Raw genomic sequence first — 23,224 nt, 5'->3', positions numbered from 1 at the left:
TTTATCCCTTCTCTTTCTTATTTATCTCTTTTTCTGTTTACAATCAGCTCGCCAAGTATAAGGAATATCACTGCCCCAATGGTGATCGGAAGAACTGCTTCCAGAGTCTCCGGATCAAAGCTTAAAGGAACAGCGGTGAAGATCAGCGCAACGATGATCAGTATCATTGGAACGGTTGCTAAAACCTTTAAAAAGCCATCGCTTCCCGGAACTCTAAAGGGCCGTTCTGTATCCGGGTCTATCTTTCTAAGCTTTAAGAATGCCGGAAATACAGGTATATAGGAAAGCAAAAACATAACCAGATTCAATGCGAAGAAGCACCAGAACAGATCCTGATTGGGTATTAAGGGAGCAATGATTAAAACCGTGCTGGCTACCAGGCCATTCATGATGGAGGCGCCAATGGGCATATCATTCTTTTTGCTTCTTATCTTAAATACCGCCGGCATATCTCCATTCTCTGCTGAATAAGCCGCAACATTGTTTACTCCCAGTGACCAGGAAACCATATTTCCAAAAAGCGTAAGCAGGAAACCAATGGCAACGACTGTTACAATGATTCCTCTGGTGCTGCCGGTCAAAAGCTGGACACTTGCAACCAATCCGGTACTGGTACTGATCTGATCAGCCGGAATCGCAACACCGATTCCGAATGCCATAAAGATATAGATAGCTGCAATGACAATACCGCCTGCAATAATGGCCTGGGGAATCTGCTTCTTAGGATTTTCCATATCATCCGCAAAGGTACAAACAACCTCAAAGCCAAGGCAGTTAAATAAAATAACTGATATGTAGGACAGGCTGTTTAAATTAAAGTTTGGAATCATTGAAGCTAAGGTGTATTCGTTGGCAACTCCATGAGTAACCGCACCATAGATACCAAGGCATCCCAGGATTAAAGCTATGAGGATCTTTATCACAGCCGCCCCGTTTAAGATCCACGTACTGTCACAAACCGAATAAAAGCTGATAAAAACAATGATCCATACAAAAGCAAGCTCTATGACCAGGGACGGGAAAAATCCCAGTTGTCCTCCGGTCAAAAGATTAATGACCTCGGGGAACATAAGCGCCAAAGAAGCCATCCAAAGCGGAAAGTTGATCCAGTAGTACCAGGACACCCTTCCTCCCCATTTTTTTACCAAAGGCTTTTGACACCCAGTCATACAATCCACCGTCACCCTCATAGGTTGTCCCCAGTTCTGAGGAGATCAAGCCATATGGCAGCAAAAATGCTATTAAGAGGAAGATCCACCAGAAATACTGGGAATTACCAATGGCTGCCACCGGACTTGCTGCTTCTGCCACAAATACAACGCATATTACCGTCATTATGGCATCAATTAACCGAAACTTTTTCTTTGGCGCTTCAGACATAATTTTCCCCCTATCTGATATTTCTATCATCCATGAATTTCTCTAATTGTTCCTTTGCTGCTGCGATCTGAAGCTCACTTGGAGCCTGATCTCTCTGATACTGTGTAAGGTAAACAAGCAGACCTCTCATTGCTGTCAGGCGGTTTCCTGCCTCTAAGAATGCAATGGAGCTATCGCTGTCAAGCACTTCATCGGTTACGTCTTCCCCCCTGGTAGCAGGCAGGCAGTGCATGAATTTGCAGCCGATATTTCCAAGAGACATTAAATCTCTGTTTACCTGGTAATCCTTAAAAGTAGCAACGCGTTCTTCCTTTGGAGTCTCGTTTTCATATAGTCCATACCACACGTCCGTGTAAATGAAATCTGCTCCCTTTACGCTGTCACGGTTATCAGTCACTTCCCATGTACCGCCGGAAATCCTGCAGTTTTCCTCCATGATCTTTTTGTGCTCTTCTAAAAGCTGGTTGTTCTTTGGCCCGTAATGAACGAAATGCATACCAAGCTTTGTGGTGATAAATCCAAGAGAAGCACATACCTGTGTTCCGTCGCCTACGAAAACAACCTTGCAGTCTTCCAGCTTTCTTCCTCTTGGAAGGTGTTCTACAATGGTACAAAGATCGCCGATTTCCTGGGTCGGATGATTGTAATCACTCATACCGTTTAATACAGGAATGGTGCAGGCTTTCGCTAACTCTACCACTGTGTTGTGCTCGATAACTCTGGCCATTACCACATCGATCAGCTGGGAAAGCACTCTTCCTGTATCGCCGATGGTCTCATGTCCGCCGAGCTGGATCATGCCAGGTCCTAAGTACTGGGCATGTCCGCCAAGCTGTTCCATAGCCGTTTCAAAGGAAACCCGGGTTCTTGTTGAGGACTGCTGGAAAATCATTCCCAGTGTTTTTCCTTTTAACAGAGGAGGATTATAGCCTGCCTTGATGCTTCTTTTAATTGCCAGGGACAATTCGATGATGTCTAAGAGCTGCTCCTTGGTGAAATCGTTGGTGTCAATAAAATGTGTAATTCCGTTTGCTTTCATGGCAAAGTCTCCTTATATAAATTTTTATTGTTAATCAGTTAAATGTGAATATAGTGCCTGTTTTCCCCTCCAGCGCTTCAACCGCTTTATCAAGGGAGGTGATGATCGCCCGTTTTGACGGATTGGATCTTACAAACTTCATGGCTGCCTGAACCTTTGGAAGCATGCTTCCCGGAGCAAACTGCCCTTCCTTACAATACCGGTCAGCTTCCATAAGGCTGAGATGGTCCAGATTCTTCTGATCCGGCTTATTATAATTAACTGCCACCTTTTCCACCTCTGTTAAAATCATCAGAATGTCTGCATTCACCTGTTCTGCCAGAAGCTCTGCTGCAAAATCCTTATCAATCACTGCTGCTGTTCCATGGAGAGCGCCGGTTGGATCCTCAATAACCGGAATTCCGCCTCCTCCGCAGGTAATAACAATTGCCTTTGGCCATAATTCTTTTACCGCCTCAATCTCCACGATCTTTTTAGGAATAGGAGATGCAACCACCCTGCGGTATCCTCGGCCGGCATCCTCTTTCATAACGTATCCCTTTTCTTCTTTAAGAGCGTGAGCCTCTTCTTTTGTATAAAAGGGTCCGATGGGTTTGGTTGGATCGTGAAAAGCAGGATCATGTTCATCTACAATCATCTGGGTAGCGATGGTGACAACAGGGAAGTTCTGATTCCTCTTATTGAGTGCATATTTCAGACTCTGCTGCAGATGATACCCGATATAACCCTGGGACATTGCCCCGCACACGTCAAACGGCATAGGCGGTGTTACATCTTTTGCAGTTTCAGATGCCAGCAAAATTCTTCCTACCTGAGGTCCGTTCCCATGTACAATGGCCATCTCATAGCCACGCTCATTTAGTTCTGCTATGTACTCGCAAGTCTTATGAACGACTTCAAGCTGCGCTCCAGCAGTTGCTTCTCCTTTTCCTGACTGCAGCGCATTTCCGCCTAAGGCAAGGACTATTTTCTCTGCCATCAGTAAAACCTCCTTTTGTGATTTTTGTTTTGCCGTGATTTGCGTTTTACCGCGTCGTCACAAGATGAAAATAGCAGTTCTCACACCGGTTGAGAATGCAACCAAAGGTGGATTTTTATAACACTTTTAACTCTAATCCACATAAACCTTCCTAAACTTTTGTGCATTATGCACTAAAAAGTAGGCTCTTCATAAAATTTTGCAGTTGAAAAAACTTTTTTTATTTGCTATACTGATGATGAACAACATACAGACGAACAAAAGGCAGGAGGAACTATGGAAAAAGGAATTATCTTCATTTACAATCTTGTTTTAATTACGATCTACTCCGGTATCCTTTTTATGTCTTTCTCACTTTTCTTTAATGGGAAGGAAAAGATTCTGTTATGGATCGGCATTATATTCGGGGTAGTTTTAACAGATGATATTGTGATTTTTGCATCAGAAATGTTTGGGAATTTTGCAGGAAATTATAATAGGATTTTTATGATCGTTCCAACCCATAAGACATTGATCTATCTGATCTTTTCCTTGGGCTGCCTGACCATTTTCAAACCCCTGTTAAACACAACAATCACCCCGCGTGATTATGTAATTTTAACGGTATACGTGACTTTCATGCTGTTTGTACCGGCCATGGACAACAGTGCCTGGAAGATATGGCTCTATTTCCTCCCCAGCCAGCTTTACAACACTTATTTAGGTGCAGAATGTTTCGGGATAATAAAAAAGAACCCTGAGGAATATCAGGATCCTTTCTATAAATGGTGCAAAATACTTTTTTTTCATTACGGTCATCATGAATATCTCCATCATTGCCGAAGATACCATTGTGATTTTTAACTTTGATACCTATTCAAAATATTATATTAATATGAATAACAGGAGTTTTACCTCCGACATCCTATATCTTATCTATGCCATATTTTCTGCCGCATACCTTATGTACTACTTAAAGATATTATTAAAAAAAATAATACCATTGTATCAGAGGTGACCAGCCATACCCGGGGAAACCTGCCCTCTGATATAGAAGAAAGCATTCTGTACCGCTTTAGCGAGGCTTACCATCTTACCGCAAGAGAGAGGGAAATACTGAGAGTGCTTCTTATGGATAAAACCAACCAGGAAATAAGCGAGGATTTATACATCTCCCTTGGAACAGCAAAAACCCATGTTCACAATATTTTTCAAAAAAAATCGAGGTTGTAAAGCGTCCCCAGCTCTTAGAGGTCTACGCTGCCTACCGGGATGAACAGTTAAAAAAAAGAACCTGAAAAAGAAACGCCGTCCCCATAGGCTTCTGCCTGCCGGGGACGGCGTGTTTTATTTTAAAAGATGGATAAATAATCCGCTGCGAAGCTTTGGCTCGAACCATGTGGATTTAGGGGGCATCAAAAGCCCTGCATCTGCCACGGCAAACAGTTCCTGGATTGAAGTGGGGTACATGGAAAATGCCACCGCCATATCCAGGCTGCAACGTTTTTCCAGCTCTTTAAGACCTCTGATTCCTCCGATAAAATCAATTCTCTTATCCGTTCTGGGATCTCCGATCCCTAAAACAGGACCCAGCAGATGATCCTGGAGAAGGGATACATCAAGCCCCTTTACCGGATCTGAGGATTTCAGGGAGTCTAAAGCCTTTAAGCAGTACCATTTCCTGTTTAAGTACATTCCAAAGGACCCTTTGCCAGGAGGTGTGAAGGCTTCGGTCCCCATACAGGTCACTTCAAAGGACTGCCCTGCTTTTTGAAGAAAATCTTCTTCTGAAAGGCCGTTTAAATCTTTTACCACCCGGTTATAAGGCATGATCATCAGCTGGTCATGGGGAAACAGCACAGAAAGGAAATAGTTAAAGGGTTCTTCCCCAGTATATCCCGGATTTTCCATGCGCCTCTTAAGCCCTACCTTTACGGCGGAAGCTGCCCTGTGATGGCCATCTGCAATATAGGTAGAGGGAATCGTGCAAAAGGCCTTTTCAATCAGGGAAATCTTTTCTTTGTCATGGATCCGCCATACCCTGTGGCTGATTCCGTCTTCTGCCACAAAATCGTACAGCGGCTCTGTGCCTGTTACTAAATTAACGATTTCATTGACCGCTTCATTGGAACGGTAGGCCAGGAAAATAGGGCCGGTCTGGGCATCTGTGGTATCCACATGGCGGATCCGGTCCACTTCCTTTTCTTCTCTGGTGTTTTCGTGTTTTTTAATGACTCCATTTACGTAATCATCAATGGAAGAACAGGCCACGATCCCGGTCTGACGCCTTCCGTCCATGGTCAGCTCATAGATATAATAAGCTTCCAGACCATCTTTCTTAAATGTCCCGTCCTCTATCCAGCCTTTCAGCATCTCCCCGGCTTTTTCATACACACGGTCATCATAAGTGTCCACATCATCGGAAAACTGGGTTTCCGGCCTGTCAATGTTTAAAAATGACCTTGGGTTTGCTGCCGTTACCTGGCAGGCCTCCTTACGGCTGTATACGTCATAGGGGAGGGCTGCTACCTGACCCGCATACCGTTCATCAGGCCTAACGCATTGAAATGGTTTTACAATTGCCATAATATCTCCTTTACCTGATCACCCTTACCCGGAGTACGCCTTTGATATCACTTAGCTTCTTTATGCTCTCTTCATCCGGAACGCTTTCCAGATCAAGCAGGGTATAAGCGTATCTTTCACGGCTTTTGTTGGTCATATCGGAGATATTCACATCTCCTGCTGCCAGCGTTCCCGTAATCTGTCCGATCATGTTGGGGATATTTAAGTGAAGCACTGCGATACGGCTGGCCGCCTTGCACACTCCCATATCACAGGAAGGAAAGTTTACGGAATTGCGGATGTTGCCGTTATCAATGTAATCCACGATCTCCTCTGCCGCCATTTTGGCACAGTTATCCTCGGATTCCTCAGTAGAAGCGCCTAAATGTGGGATAACGATGGCTCCCTCCATATGTGCTGACTTTGGATTAGGGAAATCGGTCACATATTTCTTTATCTTTCCGGACTTAAGGGCCTCTGCCATATCATCCTCATTCACCAGGACATCTCTTGAAAAGTTCAGGACCACAGCACCGTCCTTCATAAGGTCAAGGACAGCCTTATTCACCATTCCTTTTGTGGAATCAATTAAGGGCAGGTGAAGGGTTATGTAATCGCACTCCTGGAAAATAGTATCCACGGAGGTGATGTGCTTGATGTTTCTGGAAAGCTTCCATGCTGCATTGATGGAAATAAAGGGATCATATCCGTAGACCTCCATCCCTAAGGAAGAGCAGGCATTGGCAACTTCCGAGCCAATGGCTCCAAGACCGATAACGCCCAGCTTCTTTCCCTTGATCTCACATCCTGCAAAGGCTTTTTTTGGCTTTTTCCGCAGATTTTGCAATGTCTGCATCGTCTTTATTGTCTTTACACCAGCGGATGCCTCCTTCAATATCCCTGGAAGCTATCATAAGGCCTGCAATAACCAGCTCCTTGACTCCGTTGGCATTGGCTCCAGGGGTGTTGAACACCACGATTCCCTTTGCAGCACACTCATCCAGGGGAATGTTATTGACTCCTGCTCCAGCTCTTGCAACGGCCAAAAGGCTCTCAGGAAGTTCCAGCTCATGCATGGAAGCGCTTCGTACCAGGACACCATCCGCTTCTTTTATGTCATCTGTTAATGTATAATCTTCTGTCAGCAATGCGGTTCCGCAGGCGGAAACCCCATTGAGGCAATGAATTTTCTTTATCATGATTCCTCTCCTCCCGGTATGGTTATTTCCCATGCTTTGCTTCAAAATCCTTCATAAAGGAAACCAGCTTCTCCACACCTTCTATTGGCATGGCGTTGTAGATGCTGGCCCGCATACCGCCCACGCTCCTGTGGCCCTTTAAATTTTCAAATCCTGCTGCCTTTGATTCCTTTACAAACAGTGCATCCAGTTCCTCATCACCGGTCACAAACGGTACATTCATAAGGGAACGGTCCTTCTTTACTACGGTACCGGTAAACATCTGGCTCTGGTCCAGGTAATCATAAAGAATGGCTGCCTTCTTTTCATTGAATTCTTTCATGGCATCTAAGCGCCCCGCTTCTTTAACCATTGAAACACCTTTCCGCAGATGTAAATTCCATAAGCCGGCGGTGTGTTATAAAGAGATTTCTCATCGGCATGGGTCTTATAACGGAGCATGGTAGGAGTTCCCGGAAGCACATCCTCTGTGATTAAGTCTTCCCGGATGATGGCGATTACCACGCCTGCAGGCCCTACGTTCTTCTGGGCGCCTGCAAAAATCAGCCGTATTTTGAAACGTCAACAGGTTCCGATAAGAAACAGGAGGAGAGATCAGCAACAAGTGTTTTTCCTTTTGTATTTGGTAATTCTTTGAACTTTGTACCGTAGATCGTGTTGTTTTCACAGATATAAACGTAATCCGCATCATCGGAAATCGGCAGATCCGAAACATCGGGGATATAACTGAAGGTCTTGTCGGCGCTTGAGGCAACCGCATTGGCCGTGCCGTAAAGCTTTGCTTCCTGGTACGCCTTTTTTTGCCCACTGTCCCGTAATGATGTAATCTCCCACACGGTTCTTAAATAAGTTCATGGGAACCATAGCAAACTGCTGGGAGGCACCGCCCTGCAAAAACAATACCTTGTAATTGTCCGGAATCTTCAATAAATCCCGCAAATCCGCTTCTGCATCACCGATGATCGTCTCAAACAGCTTAGACCTGTGGCTCATCTCCATGACAGACATACCGCTGCCTCTGTAATCCATCATCTCCTCCGCTGCTTCTCTTAAGACTTCTTCCGGCAACACAGCTGGTCCTGCGGAAAAATTGTACACTCTGTTCATAATCTTCCTCCTCATACTTTTGTCTTAAATCTTTAGGTCTTCTGCGTCAAACGCATCCTGGATGGGCGCTCCCGGAGATACCATTGGGAATACCTTGTCATCGCAATGAATCTGACAATCTATAACAACAGGAACGTTTAACTCTATAGCTTCTCTGAGGACAGGCTCAAATTCCTCCTTACTGGTCACCCGGTATGCCTTGGCTCCCAGCCCTTCCGCTACCTTTACAAAATCCACCTGGTCATTAAGCACTGTATGTGAATACCGCTTTCCATAGAACAGGGTCTGCCACTGGCGGACCATGCCCAGTACGTGATTGTTTAGAACCACCTGGATGATGGGGATATTGTAACGGGTAGCTGTGGCGATCTCATTCATGTTCATCCGGAAACAGCCGTCTCCTGCCACATTAATGACCACCTTATCCTTACAGCCCAGCTTTGCTCCCAGGGAAGCCCCCAGGCCGTAGCCCATGGTTCCAAGACCGCCGGAGGATATGAAGCTTCTGGGGTATTTATACTGGTAGAACTGGGCAGCCCACATCTGATGCTGGCCTACCTCTGTTGTGATGACGGCGTCTCCCTGTGTGATCTCATAAATCTTTTCAATAACATAAGGACCGGTCAGAGTGCTTTTATCAAAGCGCATGGGATACATATCCTTTAACCGGTCAATGTGTGCCAGCCATTCTTCATGGTTGATGGGATCTAAACGGGCATTGAGCTTTTTTAAGATCACTTTTACATCACCTACACACTGGCATAGGTCTTGACATTCTTATTGATCTCCGCCGGGTCCACATCAAATTGAAGGATCTTCGCCCTTCTGGCGAACTTGGCGGCATTACCAGTCACCCGGTCACTGAACCGGGCGCCCACTACGATCAATAAGTCGCATTCAGTAATTCCGAAATTAGAGGTCTTGGTCCCGTGCATTCCTACCATTCCGGTATACAATTCATCGGTACCGTTAAATGCTCCTTTTCCCATAAGACTGTCTGCCACCGGGGCCTGGATCTTGTGGGCAAAGGAAGAAAGTTCTTCCGAAGCATTGGCTGCAACCGCACCTCCACCTACGAAAATATACGGCTTCTGGGATTTCCGGATCAACTGTAGCGCTGTGTCTAAATCCTCCTCGGTTATGGTATCCTCCTGCCTTTTAATCGGCTCTGGAGTCTGATATTCATATTCAAAGGTACCGGCTGTTACATCCTTTGTGATATCCACCAGCACAGGGCCCGGTCTTCCGGTCTGAGCGATGCAAAATGCCCGGCGGATGGTGTCTGCCAGCTTTGTTATATCTTTAACGATAAAGTTGTATTTTGTGATGGGCATGGTCACACCGGCAATATCTATCTCCTGGAAGCTGTCCCGTCCAAGGAGGTTCACCGCCACGTTGCAGGTAATGGCAACCATTGGGATGGAATCCATAAAGGCGGTTGCAATTCCAGTTACCAGGTTGGTTGCTCCAGGTCCTGAAGTGGCAAGACATACACCGGTCTTGCCTGTGGCTCTTGCATATCCGTCCGCCGCATGGGCTGCGCCCTGTTCATGGGAGGTCAGGATATGGGTTATCTCATCCTGGTGCTTATAAAGGGCATCGTATATATTCAGGATCGTACCGCCCGGATAACCAAAAACAGTATCCACTCCCTGCTCTTTCAGGCATTCGATCACAATTTCTGCTCCTGTCAATGTTTTCATAGGCCGCTCCTTTTGTCTTATATTTCGAGTATTGCTCCCCGGCTCGCCGGGGCTGCCATGGCCGCATAACGGGCCAGGTATCCAGTGGTCACCTGAGGCTTCCTTGGCTTCCAGTCAGCCTTTCTTCTTGCCATTTCTTCATCAGATACCTTCACATCTAACCGGTGGTTATCAATATCAATGGAAATGATGTCTCCCTCTTCCACCAGGGCAATGGGACCTCCCACCGCTGCCTCCGGACATGCATGCCCAATGGAGGCTCCTCTGGAAGCGCCGCTGAACCGGCCGTCGGTAATGAGGGCTACCGTGGAACCGAGCCCCATGCCTGCAATGGCTGAGGTGGGATTTAACATCTCCCTCATCCCTGGGCCTCCCTTTGGACCTTCATAGCGGATAACAACTACGTCCCCTGCTACGATCTTTCCGCCCTTAATCGCTGTTATGGCATCCTCCTCACAGTCAAACACTCTTGCAGGACCTTCATGCTTTAACATCTCAGGCGCTACGGCAGAGCGCTTTACCACTGCAGAGTCAGGAGCCAGATTTCCCTTTAATATGGCAATGCCGCCGGTCTGGCTGTAGGGATCTTCCACTGGCCGGATCACTTCAGGGTTCCTATTTACACAGCTCTTTATATTCTCTCCAACCGTTTTTCCGGTTACAGTCATACAGTCTAATTCCAGAAGTCCCAGCTTGCTGACCTCGTTCATAACAGCGTAAATGCCGCCTGCTTCATTTAAATCTTCCATATAAGTAGGTCCTGCCGGAGCCAGATGGCAAAGGTTAGGGGTCTTTGCACTGATCGCATTTGCGATTTCCAGATTCAAATCCACACCTGCTTCATGGGCAATGGCCGGAAGGTGAAGCATGCTGTTGGTACTGCAGCCCAGAGCCATATCCATGGTCAGGGCATTGCGGAAGGCTTTTTCCGTCATGATGTCACGGGGGCAGATGTTCTTCTTAAGCATCTCCATGACAGCCATTCCCCCGTGCTTTGCCAGCTTAAGGCGTTCCGAATAGACCGCCGGGATGGTTCCGTTGCCTTTCAGTCCCATTCCCAGGACCTCGGTCAGACAGTTCATGCTGTTGGCCGTATACATGCCGGAGCAGGAGCCGCAGGTAGGGCACGCCTTCTGCTCATATTCCCTCACATCCTCTTCGTTCATGTTTCCTGCGGTATAAGCTCCCACCGCCTCAAACATGCTGGAAAGGCTGGTCTTATGTCCATGCACACGCCCTGCCAACATTGGTCCGCCACTGACGAACACTGTGGGTATGTTAATGCGAGCCGCTGCCATTAAGAGTCCAGGAACATTCTTGTCACAGTTGGGTACCATGACCAGGGCGTCAAAGGCATGGGCTCTGGCAAGGCATTCTGTGGAATCTGCAACCAGGTCCCTGGTGACCAGGGAGTACTTCATGCCAATGTGTCCCATGGCAATTCCATCACATACCGCAATGGCCGGAACCATTACCGGTGTACCGCCTGCCATGGCTACTCCCATTTTAACAGCATCCACTATTTTGTCCAGGTTCATATGGCCTGGTACGATTTCATTATAAGAACTGACAATACCGATCAGAGGTCTTTCCATCTCTTCCTCTGTCATTCCCAGCGCGTTAAACAGGGAACGGTGAGGCGCCTGCTGCATCCCTTTTTTTACTGAATCACTTTTCATGTGCTGCACACTCCTTTTCTTTTCCAATCCGTTCCGCAATCAGGTCTCCCATCTCTGCGGTTGAGACTTTTTTTACACATTTCCGAATAAATGTCTGCCGTCCGGTATCCTTCCTTAAGCACCTGTTCCACGGCTGCCTCCATTGCTGCCGCTTCCCTGTCCAGATCAAAGGAATAACGAAGCATCATAGCTGCGGAAAGAACGGTTGCAATGGGATTTGCAATATTTTTACCAGCAATGTCCGGGGCAGAGCCATGACTTGGTTCATACATTCCAAACTTGCTTTCATTCATGCTGGCCGAGGAAAGCATTCCAATGGAGCCTGTGATCATGCTGGCTTCATCGGATAGGATATCGCCGAACATATTTTCTGTCAGGATCACATCAAACTGTCCCGGGTTCATGACAAGCTGCATGGCGCAGTTATCCACCAGCATATGGGTTAACGTTACCTCAGGATAATCCTTTGCCACCTCTTCCACCACATTTCTCCAAAGCCTGGAGGAATCCAGCACATTTGCCTTATCCACGCTGGTCACTTTTTTTCCGGCGTTTCATGGCAATATCAAAAGCCTTAACGGCGATTCTTCTTATCTCATTTTCATTATAAGTAAGGGTATCCACGGCAGTCATAACGCCATCTACTTCTTTGGTATACCGCTCCCCAAAATACAGGCCTCCGGTCAGCTCTCTCATGATGACCATGTCAAACCCGTCTCCGATAATCTCTTTTTTTAAAGGACAGGCATCAGACAGCTCTTTATACAGATAGGCAGGGCGGATATTGGCAAATAAATTAAGACCCTTACGGATAGCTAACAGCCCCGCTTCAGGTCTCAGATTCGGTGCCACATCGTACCATCTTGAATTTCCTACATCTCCGCCAACTGCCCCAAGGAGAACGGAATCACTGTTTTTCGCTGTTTCAAGGGCTTCATCTGTTAAGGGAACGCCATATGTATCAATGGAAATGCCGCCCATCAATACTTCTGTATACTGGAAATCATGACCAAATACACTTCCCACTTTATCAAGGACCTTTCTAGCCTCTCCAATGATTTCAGGCCCGATCCCGTCGCCGGGAATCACTGCAATGTTGTAATTCATCTCTTCCTCTCCCTCTATGCCACTGTACTTTGCTAATATAACTTATCAGAAACCGCTTTTCAGACTTCTGATAAAAGGCAGTGTTTTTTTACTGCCGTCCATCCGATTATCGAAGGCGTTTTTTTGCTTTCGATAATATATTTCTTCTCATAATAGAACATTTATCGGGATTTTTCAACTAAAATAAAATAATTTTCAGGAAAAGAATATATAAGATTGGAATTGATACTATGAATTTAAGTTATAAGTAAAAAAATGGAAACCGATAATCTGGTTCCCACTGGCTGTTTTTTTCTTTAATTCACTTCAGGGCTCATTGCCTCAATTTTTCGGGCAATATCCATTTCTTCCTGTATCAGTTCCTGGAAATTCCCGCATACTTCCCTGATGATTTCCCGGTTGTTCTGCCTGATAGAGGCCTTATATAATCCATGCTTCACTGCCGTCCACTTTAAGAAATATTCCTTATGAAAATACCTGTCATATTTATCGCTGGACAACGGCATGTTTTGAAGGTAATGAAGATAAAGATACCGATTATTAATCAAAGCATCTATGTACCTTGCAAGCAGTTCCCCATTTTTCGGTTTTCCATAAGCGCATTCCCAAATTTGTTCCAGAAGACTTTCCTGTGTTTTCTGATGAGTGTACAAAATTTCCTGTGCCTCCCGCCGGATTTCCATACGAAACTGTTTTTCTTTAATCTTATGAATCTGGCAGATATCAGAGGCATGGGAAATCATATCTTCATCTGTTAACTCTATATCTTTTTTTATCATAAGTAGGGTCAAAACAGGAAAACCCCCCGTTTTCCTCCTTCCGGGCAATAAAATAATGGAAACTGTGTAATGTATGATAATAAGGAACCCAGGGAATGAAAAATGCATCCATTTCAACTACATTCCACTCTCCAGCGGTAAGCCGGGATATATTTTTCTCCATTTCCTGTTTGGAACAACAATTTAAAAATTTCTGGCTTACGCCCAAGGCCTCCAGATTAGCAGGCATTCTTCTGGATAAATATAAATGATGGATCTGGTCATACGTAAAGTCTGTTTCCGACCATAAGTCAGCAAAAGCATTCCAGTAATCCACACCTATGAAAACAGCAGCATTTATCATGCTGCTGGAATAGCAGTTCAATCCCTGAAAATAAATCAAATTCATGCTGCTCCCCTCTTCTCCTTTCATTTTTTCCAGACGCAGTTTTTCTGATTGCGTCAACCATTTGTATTTTCCGGGGCTGTTTAAATCCTGACAAATGTGCTTTACAGTAAGCCCTGATTTCTTCCTCGATTTTTTTCCCGGCAGGCGAAAGGATCAGCTGGAACGATATCTGCGCATACGGTTTCAATTCCCCAGCCATCCGTCTCGGCATAGACAACACAATCATTTACAAGCAGACTGTTTAAGATACAGGCTTCCACTTCTTCCGGATATACGTTGAAGCCTCTGACAATAATCACGTTTTTCTTCCGCCCGCAGATATACAAATAGCCGTCCTCATCCAAATACCCAAGATCACCCGTATACAAATAGCCATTTTTCAGTACCTTCTTTGTTTCCTCTTCATTTCTGTAATATCCTGACATCACGTTTGGTCCCTTTACAAGGATTTCTCCATTGATATAAGGAACATCCGTGATTACCCCGTCAGCTTCTATGGATATTTTAACTCCTTTTATCGCCTTTCCTACGGAATCCAGTTTCTCTAAACTGATTTTTGAGCATTTTGTAATTAACGGGGCAGCTCTGTCATCCCGTAGCCTTGCCAGAGCTGGATTCCCGGATAGGCAGTTAAAAGTTTTTTTCAATGTGACCCCGGAAACCTTGCTTCCTCCGAATCCGAAATATTTTAATAAATGAATATCATAAGGAAAAGGCCTGCCTGCTGTTTGTTCCATCAAAAATGGAACCGTTGCCCCACCTTCATAGTGGGTCACCCTGTTGTCCTGAACCGTTTTATAAAAGGAGTCCAAAGTAAAGTCTTCCTTAAGGAGGACCATAGGAAACGTTTTCATGAGACAGGCACACAGGATCATCAATCCGTATGCAGAAGAAAACGGAACTGCAAGGGTGTACCTGATCATCTTCTCATCCATGTCCTCAAAACACATTTTATCTATATATCCTAAAACAGAAGTCTCAACGTTCCTCTCTGAAAGAGGTACAATTTTGACCCTGCCTGTAGAGCCGGATGTTGTTAACAGGATCATGGGTTCATCCGGTCCTGTACTGTTTTTAAAAAGAATCGGCATGGATTCTTCCAGCTGGCATTCCTCAACATAAATCACCTGCAAATCAGGTACATCCGTGGATTTTATCTCTTCAAAAACCGGGCGGAATCTCCTGGATGTAATGATTATATCTGTGGCTGTCTGGTCCAGCAGAGGAATCACTTCATGTTTTGTCAGACGGACACTTATAGGAAAAGCTGTTTTCCCTAACATGAATACCCCGAAAAGAGCAGCAATATAATCACTCCCATCCGGTAAAAATATTGCGGTATTTTCCCAATGGCTCCTGCAGGCAGACCTGAATTGCCATAGCCTTTTGTACCAGGTCTTGATACGTAATACTTGTTTCCCCATCAATAATCGCTTGTTTTTGCAGGTTTGTTTGATTTATGAGCAAATCTCTGATCATTTTTCACTTTTCTCCTTTACTTTCTTCTCAGCCAGTTCAATCATTCGGCCGACTTCCAGACAAGATTCCATTTCCGTAATATCAAAGGTAATGGAATACATATCCTCTATCTTAAGTAAAAGATGGATAAAAGAAAGAGAATCAAATCCCAGGTTCTTATAAAGATTGGCTTTTCTGTCAGATACCGGAAGCTGTGCCGCTTCCTCTATCATCCGGATAATTTCGTCACTGATCATCACTACTGTTTTTCCCTTCTTATCCTTTACGGATATTCCTTTTTATAAAGAAAAGGCCTGCATCATGCTGCAAGGCCGGATACAGGCCTTCTTTTATTGCTTATTCAAGCAAAATCCCGCCGCTTACTGAGAATCTGACGAATAGTTCTGAAGTAACACCTTCTGCCCTGCATCCGACAATAATTCCAACAAGGGAGCCCGCCGGGATAGTGGCATTGATGTCTGTCAGGGAGCCTCTTTCCAGTGTATATTTAGGAACCTGCCCTCCACCTGCCGGTGCCACAAACGGATCCGAATAGGTCAGGGTATCCTGGAGTATGGTAAACACCATCTCACCTGTCTGCTGTCCAGGCGTATCGGAAGTTAAAACTGCAAGGGCAGCAAACGGAAACAGTGTAGCGTCCTCAGGTAAAAAGACTGACATTTTAGCCCCAAATAGTACATAAATATTTTTTACGACTGCATCATAAGGCATAACAAAACAACTACGGTAAAATTGATCATAGTTAGCGAAGTTAAATGTAATCGTTCCAGCCTCCCAGTCGCCCTCCTGAAGCTCTGTTGGTCTGCCTGAATTTATTGCATTTGCTTCAAATCCGGCAAATTGAACGATTGACGGATTGCCCTGGTCATCCGTGGAAACCTCGGCATATTCATCGTCAATGGCAAAAGGAATCACTCCTGACCTGTTGGTGGCCGTTCCTGCAGGTCCGGTCGGCCCGGTAGGGCCAGTAGCTCCGGTAAGCCCGGCAGGGCCAGTGTCTCCGGTTGGTCCGGTGGCTCCAGTAACTCCGGCAGGCCCAGTAGGTCCGCTTGGTCCGGTGGGGCCGGTTGGTCCGGTGGCTCCAGTAGGCCCAGTAGGCCCGCTTGGTCCGGTGGGACCCGTGGCTCCGGCAGTTCCAGATGGTCCGGTAGGCCCGGTTGGGCCAGTCGGTCCAACAAATCCCCGTGGGCCCATTGGTCCCATAGCACCAGTTGGACCAGCCGGCCCAACTGGTCCAACTGGGCCGGCTGGTCCTGTTGGTCCTATAGGCCCTGGACAGCCTTGTGGTCCTGTTGGACCCACGCAGCATCTGCAACCTTGGGATCCTGTTGAGTTACAGCAGCGTTTTTCATCAGAGCAGCAACCTTCATTGCAATTTCTACATTTATTCATAATACTCCTCTCCTGTTATAGCGTAAATCACAGTTTTTACTTACAAGACCTCTGTACAAAGCTGAAATCATACCATAAAGGGCTTTCATCTCCTTACATATTAATATATGTTTTTATCTTTTATTGTCTAATTCCCTTACTGCGTACCTTCTTCATTAAAAGGGTTGGCTGTCAGTCATAACACTCATGGCGTATCACAAAAACTATCCTGCTGCAGCAATCGAGTAGGGGAAATTAAATTCCCCCTCTCACACCACCGTACATGCCGTCCGGCATACGGCTCCTTCTGCTGACTTCTCACAGTTCGTTGTTACTACGGTTTATGAGACCGCATGTGAAACCTCACGGGATAAGTCCCGGGCCTTTCCCCGTTTACCTGCCTGATTTACGCATTAAGGTTACGGTTTCACTATTGCTTCTTCCCGCCTGCACCTCACGATGCAAACCTTGCAGATTGCTATCAGGTTCATCGGCAACTACGCCCCTTGGGACTTTCACCCAAGCTCGGGGCATGCCCGTCATACTAAAAAAGGCCGATGTATTAATACATCAGCCATAATTACCACGCAAAACAAAAAAAGCTAATCCCCCTCTCATAGAATTTACCGCATCAATATGCCAGCAAATATTGTATTCAAACTGAATACATTTAAGAAAGAAATTAGTCTATTTTTATAGTTTACCATATGTAATATAATTTTGAACAATCATTTAAGGGTGCTTAACAAAGATAAATTATGATACTTATAATTAAAAAAAGAGGTCCAATTACATAAGCGATGTACTGCTCTGATATCAATTGGATCAATCGCTTAACTTATTGACATTGGTTGCAAAACTAACGTAAGTTAGTTTTGCAACGCCCCTTTTCAATATTAAATTAATACTTTTAATAATCTGGCATACTCCACTTCCTCATTATTTTTTTTCTTTCCTTCTTCCCAGACGCCTTCCTTATTCAGATAGTATTCTCCAACCCAGGTATCCGTAAGTCTTGCACCTCTTGTTCCGTCAGACGCTTCATTCAGGTAGTACCATTTTCCGTCAATCAATTGCCAGCTGGTAAGCATTTTTCCATTCGTGGCATCTAACGCGGTATTCAAATAATACCATTTTCCGTTGGTGAAAACCCAACCAGTAACCATGTAACCATTCTTATTAAAATGATACCATTCGTTCTTCCCTAACGTTTCCAGTTGGAACCAGCCATCCTTTGGATAGGTTCTGTCGGCGTTCTGATACCACCAGCCGGTGGCATCCTGGATCCATTTTCCGCCTTTGGCGGTTGTGGCTGCGAACCTGCTACGGGGGCCTCCACTGCTGTGGCTGTGGCCGCCACCGCCTCCGCTTGAGTTAGAGGATGATGGTTTCATAATACTAAAGGTTGAAAAACTGCTGGTCTGGAATGTGGCTGAATTGTCTTTTCCATCATAAATGAAATCCAGCCATTCATCAATTCCATTTCCCACATGATGAATTCTTTCACCGGCAATGTATTCTCCCGGAAGCATAACCTTTACAGTGACCGGAACTGCAAGCGTTACAGGATTGCCGTTCTTACTGAGAGTACAGTCAAAGGTCACTACCGCTCCGGTTTCCGGCTGTTTCTGCACTACGTTAAATTTCACCTGCTTACCAGTATCAGTAGTCGTAATACCTGCCGCAAGCAGAGCTCCACTAATTTCTGCCCCCTCTATCTGTTTTTTTTCCTGTAATCTCTGGCGGTATAACCAACTGGGTAGCTGGTGTGATTCCAGTTGCCTCCTGTAACAGTTGTTCCACCTTTTCCAGCGTTTCCGGATTCATGTTTTTTTCGTTTCGCTGGATCCATCTCCCTGATTATATTCGCCACTTTATCAATTTCATCCGGATCGTCAGAATTCATATTTTTTACTGCCTCTACTATTTCATCTACTGTAGAATCCTCGTTGAGACTGCTGCCCTTTTCAATTTTCAGGTATTTATATTGGCTGATACCGTCCGCATCATACTTTACTTTGGGGCTGCCGCTAGAGTCTGTGCTGGCTATGATTTTAATGTTAGTATAACCGCTGGTATCCGGCGCCTTGTTCATAGCTGCGCCGCTACCTTGATTTCTTACCGTCACCTTGGCATCAGCGCTGATTTTAATTGTGCTGTCAGCACCCGCCTGAAAAGCAGCATCTGAACTATTGGCAGTTACATCCATACTGGTAGACTGGTCAATTATCACGTTGCCTTGCACTTCAATTTTACCATTCACCGTCAGCTTGGCGTTGTTATCGGCATTCGACCAGATTGTGAGATCTTTAGGCACGACAATAGCGGATTCCGAACCATCAATCTTGACTTCGCCCCTATTAATCTTAATTTGGGCGGGACTTTCAGTCGCAAACACGATTTGTTTACACCCCTTGAAATCACTGTTCAAATCCAGGTTATTCTTATTCCAGTTCCAGCCCTCACTTTTGACTCCGCCAGCCTGGGAAGTAAGCGTCAGGATACCGTCCTTCAACCCTGTTGCAGCGGCGGAGGCCTTGACAAATTTGTTCTCGCGGTCTCCCACATAGAGACCCGCGGTAAGTTGATTATCAGCAGCAGCGGTATCGGCTGCTCCCACGGTCACCTCGTTTCCTGAATTAAATGTTTTCCCCTGGTCACTAAGTTTATTGGCCATACCTTGGACTTTGGAACCCTCTATTAAATAGATACTGCCGCTGTTCTCACTGATCAGCACGCCACCGTCAATGTTAATCTTGCCGTTTCGAGTCAAATTGATACCGGACGGATTATTTCCCTTTCCGCTGGCATTAATGGCGATGGTTCCCCCATTGTTTATGTTTATGGTACCATCACAGATAATAGCGCTTTCATGGAAATTTTCAATCTCAATGCTGCCGCCCTCGTTTACGTTCAGTGTCTTGGACGATGCCACACTTATCAAATTTTTATGTTCTGAGGAGTCCACTACAATCTTCGCACCAGCATTTACGTTTAGTATATCAGCCCGTATACCATTATCTTTTTCTGTTTCCAACCAAACGGTAATGTCCTTCAGTTCTATCTTGCCACGCAGAGCCCTACCTTGCATACGTACAGCCCCTCCGCCCTGGATAGATAAAATCTTTCCTCCAGCACTAAGCGTCTCAATGATAGTCAAGGTTTTTCCACTGGGAATAACCAGGGTATGATCCGCCTTCATCGTTACCATATTCTCCAATTTGATGTCATCACTCAAAGTAATGCTAGACCCGGTGGTGTTTGTCAACGCACTGATTAGTTCCGTAGCATTGGAGACGCTGACAGTGCCGGTGCTTCTTCCAATTCTGACAACCACCGGAGAAAAATGCTCCATTTCAGCCTGTACTACCTGCTCTGTCACGGTGGTATCTCTCTTCTCCATAACCTGGTTCTCTTCGTCCAGATGATAGATTTGATAATCCTGCACTTTTGTCCGCTCTGCGCCCTCCGTCTGCTCTATCAGGTTTTCAAAGGATATGGTTATACTACCCTTTTCATTATCGGGCTGTACTTCATTTCCGTCTTTGTCCAGGACAGTAACATCAAAATATACCAGGTCCTCGTCGGCTATATTAATGTTCCCTTCCAGTTCTTCCAATGCCTGTTTGAGGTTTTCGGTTGCGTCCTTGCTTTCAATCAGTTTTACTAACAGGCTCACATCCTCTGGGAACACATCTGTATCAGCGGATACCATAACGAGGTAATCTCCAGCCTCGGCGGTGAGGACAAGACCATCTTTTTCCGTTTCATCCTCCACAATCACCTTGATTTGTGGCAGGGATACGTCTATGTCCATCTCATAGCCGGATGGTATCACCGGCTCATAAACATAGGTTCCCTCTATGTCGGAGATAAACTTTTGCTCCGTACTTTCCACAAAATTTAGTTCCCATTCTATTTCCTTAATTTTCTTTCTTATGGTTTTTTTCTCAGTTTTCTTTTTATCCCTCTCTGACGCTTCTGCCTGGGAAGGAGTCGCTGGCTTTCGTTGGCTGCTTGTCACATCACCCTCTGTCGCCACGTCATCAGTCAGTTTCTCGTCCTCCTCGGTCTCTTTTTCGGCCTCTTTTTCTGTTTCATCTTCTTCTGTTTCATCTTCTTCTGTTTTATCTTCTTCTGTTTTATCTTCTTCTGTTTTATCTTCCTCTGTCGGATTCACAGCAGTTTTATCTTCCTCGTCCTCTATTTTTTTCTATAAGCATGTCCGCCCAAATGCCGGCAGGAAATTTGATATCCTCCTCATCTGCCCCTATTGGCAATTTCTGCAGTGCATACTTCTCATTCAGATTCTCTAAACCAACAATCGTTTTCTCGGCATTATCGACTTCTGCCGCATAGAGCGATCCAATATTTATACTGGATAACGCCAGAGCGCCCGTCAAAAGTACCGACAGTTTCCGTTTTAATCGCAATTTCATACTCTGCACTCCTTTTATCTATATTTTTTTGTAACACCTATGTCATGAAAGTCTCATTTGCTATGCCAGATAGCAGGAATACAGCAGTGAAACCATTCCAAATACCAGACGCCCACATTGTCCGGAAGAACAACCTCTTCCCTGTTGTATTTTCCATGCCAGGGCATGGGGATATCTAAGGGAGGATGGGGAGCAAGAAACATAGTGCTTAAAAACAACGGTTTCTCCGTATCCCGTTCATCTGCATTTTCTCCTTAATCTACTCTTCCACTGTAATGCTTTGAATCTTCTCACTATTCACCCTGAATTCATAGCCATCTACATCCACTGCATTTTTCTTATTTTTAACAATATCACCATCGGGACCGATTAGATAATACTTCACACCTGGCGGATCGTACCTTACAGTCCACACAGTTTCTTCCTTTTTTTCATTATAAATACCTGAATTACATACCTCTGCAATGAAATCTTCAACTTCCATCTTATCAAGCTTTTTATACTTAAATAAAACATTTGTATGAGGATTCTCCTCTGATACCGTTTCCTGCCTGATAATAGCATACTTCTGTCCCTCTTCCGGTTTAAGCTGCCAGCCTGCCCTGTACAGCCTGCCATCTTTTTTCCCATTTACACCGCTTCCTTTTAAATAACCGCTGTCTTCAAACATAAACTCAAAGGACTGATCACCCAGCTTTACTATCTGCTTTCCCGTCAGAGCAGAGCTATTTGGCCCGCTAAAGAAATAAAAACGCCTTTTGTGATTATATATTTCATCAGCGAAACTTTCTCTCAGGTATCCGCCAACGCGCCTTTCATAATCTAATAATTCTTCAAATTTCTCTTCGTCAGAAAATTCACGCCCCTCTTTGTCCTGGTACCATGTGTTTATAATTCGGCTGGATGTTCCTTTGTCTTCCATCTCCAGGCACACCAGACCGCTTATCAGTCTGCCATAATTGTCAAACCCATATCTCTCACCGTCAATGGTACGAATTTCATTTGCATAAAGATTTCCATCGCCATCCGCATAGTACGAATAAGTTTCATTATCTAAATGCTTAGACTCCATCAGGTAACGGCTTGGAGTAGCTCTAAACCATCCCTTGCTGTATCGCGCTCCTGATTCCGGGCTGCCAAAATACATAAATTCCTTTGTATATAAGGAGCCTCCCTGCCTTGCAGTTAAATTTTCCTCCGCGCTCACGTTCTTATCATAGATGTCCGTTGTAATAAGATCCGGATCCGCGTACCAGGAAGAAATCATACGCCCACATTCATCAAATCCGTATTTCTGTCCATCGATTGTTTTTTGTACAAGCCGATCTGGCTTACCCCTCGTTTTTTTACCGGATGAGGAGAAATAAAACCATCTTTCCTGCTGCTCATCATCCCACAAACCATCACCGGGCATCATTTCGTCCTCAGGATCCGCCTCCACGCGGATCCGATCCCAGCCACGACGCATTGCCCCATCACCTTCCGGGCCAAAATAATAATCGCAGTCTTTCCATGCATCCTCACCGGTCTGACGTTCTCCATCTGATACCCAGCCATAAAGCATCCGGCCTTCTGCATCAAATGTATATTTCTTTCCATCTATTTCTTTGGTCTTTATGGAACCGGAGGATGCGCTGTCAGGTCTCTTGCAAGCTTTTCCATTATCTTGAAAATAGTACCAATACTGCTCTGGTTCACCCTCCTGGTCCGCATTTTTATTGTCAAGGGCCACCCATTGGTCATGAGCCATGGCTCCATTCTGCTGAAGGTAATAATAATTATTATCAATCTCTAACAGCTGCTCCGCGGCCATTTGTCCGCTGCTGTCCATCCAAAACCAGTCATTTCCGGATTTGACCCAGTCTTCGGTTACTCTCTCTCCATTTTCCTCATAATATGCCCAGCCGCAGTTTTCCTCTATCCAGCCACTGGCTGCAAAGGATGTCAGCACTGCAATGGCCGATAACATTGCTGATGTGGAAAGGGCCATTATTAATTTTGTCTGCTTCTTCATAAATAATTTCCTTTTCT

General features: G+C 45.2%; 19 protein-coding genes and 5 pseudogenes. 2 read left to right on the top strand and 22 right to left on the bottom strand.

Annotation, left to right across the window (positions count from 1 at the left end; all coding sequences use genetic code 11):
* Positions 1 to 17: 17 nt before the first annotated feature.
* From JCM10519_RS18175 to arcC, 4 genes are read right to left on the bottom strand one after another with little or no spacing between them, the layout of a single operon-like run.
* Positions 18 to 1,088, bottom strand: a complete 1,071-nt coding sequence (locus JCM10519_RS18175) for an APC family permease (RefSeq protein ID WP_347844677.1) — start codon at positions 1,086 to 1,088, stop codon at positions 18 to 20.
* Positions 1,051 to 1,380: an amino acid permease gene (locus tag JCM10519_RS31515; RefSeq protein WP_347844668.1), complete on the bottom strand. Its 330-nt coding sequence runs from the start codon at positions 1,378 to 1,380 to the stop codon at positions 1,051 to 1,053. The genes JCM10519_RS18175 and JCM10519_RS31515 overlap by 38 nt, the downstream gene beginning before the upstream one ends.
* A 10-nt stretch (positions 1,381 to 1,390) precedes the next feature.
* Complete coding sequence (gene ptcA, locus JCM10519_RS18170) at positions 1,391 to 2,419, bottom strand: putrescine carbamoyltransferase (protein WP_054740924.1); 1,029 nt, start codon at positions 2,417 to 2,419, stop codon at positions 1,391 to 1,393.
* 34 nt (positions 2,420 to 2,453) lie between these two features.
* Positions 2,454 to 3,398: a carbamate kinase gene (gene arcC, locus JCM10519_RS18165; protein WP_054740922.1), complete on the bottom strand. Its 945-nt coding sequence runs from the start codon at positions 3,396 to 3,398 to the stop codon at positions 2,454 to 2,456.
* Positions 3,399 to 3,674: 276 nt separating this feature from the next.
* Here arcC and JCM10519_RS18160 point away from each other — a divergent pair, with 276 nt between their 5' ends.
* Positions 3,675 to 4,241 (top strand): hypothetical protein, encoded by a 567-nt coding sequence (locus tag JCM10519_RS18160; protein WP_054740920.1) that lies wholly within the window; start codon positions 3,675 to 3,677, stop codon positions 4,239 to 4,241.
* 150 nt (positions 4,242 to 4,391) lie between these two features.
* Positions 4,392 to 4,610, top strand: a complete 219-nt coding sequence (locus tag JCM10519_RS18155; protein WP_054740918.1) for a helix-turn-helix transcriptional regulator — start codon at positions 4,392 to 4,394, stop codon at positions 4,608 to 4,610.
* Between the two features lie 114 nt (positions 4,611 to 4,724).
* Here JCM10519_RS18155 and JCM10519_RS18150 read toward each other — a convergent pair whose 3' ends face one another.
* The 18 genes and pseudogenes from JCM10519_RS18150 to JCM10519_RS18080 form a co-directional block, all read right to left on the bottom strand.
* Positions 4,725 to 5,963: a DUF1015 family protein gene (locus JCM10519_RS18150; RefSeq protein ID WP_054740916.1), complete on the bottom strand. Its 1,239-nt coding sequence runs from the start codon at positions 5,961 to 5,963 to the stop codon at positions 4,725 to 4,727.
* A 10-nt stretch (positions 5,964 to 5,973) separates the two neighbouring features.
* Positions 5,974 to 7,138, bottom strand: a pseudogene (locus JCM10519_RS18145) (phosphoglycerate dehydrogenase).
* A gap of 25 nt (positions 7,139 to 7,163) precedes the next feature.
* Positions 7,164 to 7,645 (bottom strand): annotated as a pseudogene (locus tag JCM10519_RS31510) (aminotransferase class V-fold PLP-dependent enzyme).
* Positions 7,646 to 7,828: 183 nt separating this feature from the next.
* Positions 7,829 to 8,248: an aminotransferase class V-fold PLP-dependent enzyme gene (locus JCM10519_RS31505; protein ID WP_347844667.1), complete on the bottom strand. Its 420-nt coding sequence runs from the start codon at positions 8,246 to 8,248 to the stop codon at positions 7,829 to 7,831.
* A 24-nt stretch (positions 8,249 to 8,272) separates the two neighbouring features.
* Positions 8,273 to 9,951 (bottom strand): annotated as a pseudogene (gene ilvB, locus JCM10519_RS18135) (biosynthetic-type acetolactate synthase large subunit).
* A gap of 17 nt (positions 9,952 to 9,968) precedes the next feature.
* Positions 9,969 to 11,630, bottom strand: a complete 1,662-nt coding sequence (gene ilvD / locus JCM10519_RS18130) for a dihydroxy-acid dehydratase (RefSeq protein ID WP_054740914.1) — start codon at positions 11,628 to 11,630, stop codon at positions 9,969 to 9,971.
* A pseudogene (leuB, locus tag JCM10519_RS18125) lies at positions 11,620 to 12,737 on the bottom strand (3-isopropylmalate dehydrogenase). The gene ilvD and the pseudogene leuB overlap by 11 nt, the downstream one beginning before the upstream one ends.
* Before the next feature lie 296 nt (positions 12,738 to 13,033).
* Entirely contained in the window at positions 13,034 to 13,528 is a 495-nt protein-coding gene (locus JCM10519_RS18120) for a hypothetical protein (protein WP_347844666.1), read from the bottom strand.
* On the bottom strand, positions 13,485 to 13,904 hold the full coding sequence (locus JCM10519_RS18115) for a hypothetical protein (protein ID WP_347844665.1): 420 nt from the start codon (positions 13,902 to 13,904) through the stop codon (positions 13,485 to 13,487). The genes JCM10519_RS18120 and JCM10519_RS18115 overlap by 44 nt, the downstream gene beginning before the upstream one ends.
* A 101-nt stretch (positions 13,905 to 14,005) precedes the next feature.
* Entirely contained in the window at positions 14,006 to 15,187 is a 1,182-nt protein-coding gene (locus JCM10519_RS18110) for an AMP-binding protein (protein ID WP_054740907.1), read from the bottom strand.
* Positions 15,188 to 15,215: 28 nt separating this feature from the next.
* Positions 15,216 to 15,383, bottom strand: coding sequence for a hypothetical protein (locus JCM10519_RS31500; RefSeq protein WP_347844664.1), 168 nt, complete (start codon positions 15,381 to 15,383; stop codon positions 15,216 to 15,218).
* Complete coding sequence (locus JCM10519_RS18105; protein ID WP_054740905.1) at positions 15,380 to 15,619, bottom strand: phosphopantetheine-binding protein; 240 nt, start codon at positions 15,617 to 15,619, stop codon at positions 15,380 to 15,382. Before JCM10519_RS18105 ends, JCM10519_RS31500 begins: the two co-directional genes overlap by 4 nt.
* Positions 15,620 to 15,719: 100 nt before the next feature.
* The gene (locus JCM10519_RS31495) at positions 15,720 to 16,586 is read right to left on the bottom strand and encodes a hypothetical protein (RefSeq protein WP_347844663.1); all 867 of its coding nucleotides are present in this window, start codon (positions 16,584 to 16,586) and stop codon (positions 15,720 to 15,722) included.
* Between the two features lie 1,208 nt (positions 16,587 to 17,794).
* Positions 17,795 to 18,148, bottom strand: a pseudogene (locus JCM10519_RS31490) (hypothetical protein); the annotation flags it as partial.
* A gap of 320 nt (positions 18,149 to 18,468) precedes the next feature.
* Complete coding sequence (locus JCM10519_RS18090) at positions 18,469 to 20,934, bottom strand: hypothetical protein (RefSeq protein ID WP_054740901.1); 2,466 nt, start codon at positions 20,932 to 20,934, stop codon at positions 18,469 to 18,471.
* Positions 20,935 to 20,941: 7 nt separating this feature from the next.
* Positions 20,942 to 21,193: a hypothetical protein gene (locus tag JCM10519_RS18085; protein ID WP_054740899.1), complete on the bottom strand. Its 252-nt coding sequence runs from the start codon at positions 21,191 to 21,193 to the stop codon at positions 20,942 to 20,944.
* Between the two features lie 53 nt (positions 21,194 to 21,246).
* Positions 21,247 to 21,411, bottom strand: a complete 165-nt coding sequence (locus JCM10519_RS31485; protein WP_347844662.1) for a hypothetical protein — start codon at positions 21,409 to 21,411, stop codon at positions 21,247 to 21,249.
* A 41-nt stretch (positions 21,412 to 21,452) separates the two neighbouring features.
* Positions 21,453 to 23,207, bottom strand: coding sequence for a hypothetical protein (locus JCM10519_RS18080; RefSeq protein WP_054740897.1), 1,755 nt, complete (start codon positions 23,205 to 23,207; stop codon positions 21,453 to 21,455).
* Positions 23,208 to 23,224 lie beyond the last annotated feature (17 nt).

The sequence above is a fragment of the Clostridium sp. NkU-1 genome (assembly GCA_001312405.1).
Note: the sequence above shows the minus strand (reverse complement) of the source record. Positions and strands in the feature narration are given on the sequence as shown.

What these genes read in the sequence shown, in the direction of transcription:
- ptcA (WP_054740924.1), bottom strand. Translation starts at nt 2,419, where the DNA reads ATGAAAGCAAACGGAATTACACATTTTATTGACACCAACGATTTCACC.
- JCM10519_RS18160 (WP_054740920.1), top strand. Translation starts at nt 3,675, where the DNA reads ATGGAAAAAGGAATTATCTTCATTTACAATCTTGTTTTAATTACGATC.
- arcC (WP_054740922.1), bottom strand. Translation starts at nt 3,398, where the DNA reads ATGGCAGAGAAAATAGTCCTTGCCTTAGGCGGAAATGCGCTGCAGTCA.
- JCM10519_RS18150 (WP_054740916.1), bottom strand. Translation starts at nt 5,963, where the DNA reads ATGGCAATTGTAAAACCATTTCAATGCGTTAGGCCTGATGAACGGTAT.
- JCM10519_RS18110 (WP_054740907.1), bottom strand. Translation starts at nt 15,187, where the DNA reads ATGTTAGGGAAAACAGCTTTTCCTATAAGTGTCCGTCTGACAAAACAT.
- JCM10519_RS18115 (WP_347844665.1), bottom strand. Translation starts at nt 13,904, where the DNA reads ATGAATTTGATTTATTTTCAGGGATTGAACTGCTATTCCAGCAGCATG.
- JCM10519_RS31505 (WP_347844667.1), bottom strand. Translation starts at nt 8,248, where the DNA reads ATGAACAGAGTGTACAATTTTTCCGCAGGACCAGCTGTGTTGCCGGAA.
- JCM10519_RS18175 (WP_347844677.1), bottom strand. Translation starts at nt 1,088, where the DNA reads ATGGCTTCTTTGGCGCTTATGTTCCCCGAGGTCATTAATCTTTTGACC.
- JCM10519_RS31500 (WP_347844664.1), bottom strand. Translation starts at nt 15,383, where the DNA reads ATGATCAGAGATTTGCTCATAAATCAAACAAACCTGCAAAAACAAGCG.
- JCM10519_RS18085 (WP_054740899.1), bottom strand. Translation starts at nt 21,193, where the DNA reads ATGAAATTGCGATTAAAACGGAAACTGTCGGTACTTTTGACGGGCGCT.
- JCM10519_RS18080 (WP_054740897.1), bottom strand. Translation starts at nt 23,207, where the DNA reads ATGAAGAAGCAGACAAAATTAATAATGGCCCTTTCCACATCAGCAATG.
- JCM10519_RS31515 (WP_347844668.1), bottom strand. Translation starts at nt 1,380, where the DNA reads ATGTCTGAAGCGCCAAAGAAAAAGTTTCGGTTAATTGATGCCATAATG.
- ilvD (WP_054740914.1), bottom strand. Translation starts at nt 11,630, where the DNA reads ATGAAAAGTGATTCAGTAAAAAAAGGGATGCAGCAGGCGCCTCACCGT.
- JCM10519_RS18105 (WP_054740905.1), bottom strand. Translation starts at nt 15,619, where the DNA reads ATGATCAGTGACGAAATTATCCGGATGATAGAGGAAGCGGCACAGCTT.
- JCM10519_RS31495 (WP_347844663.1), bottom strand. Translation starts at nt 16,586, where the DNA reads ATGGGACCAATGGGCCCACGGGGATTTGTTGGACCGACTGGCCCAACC.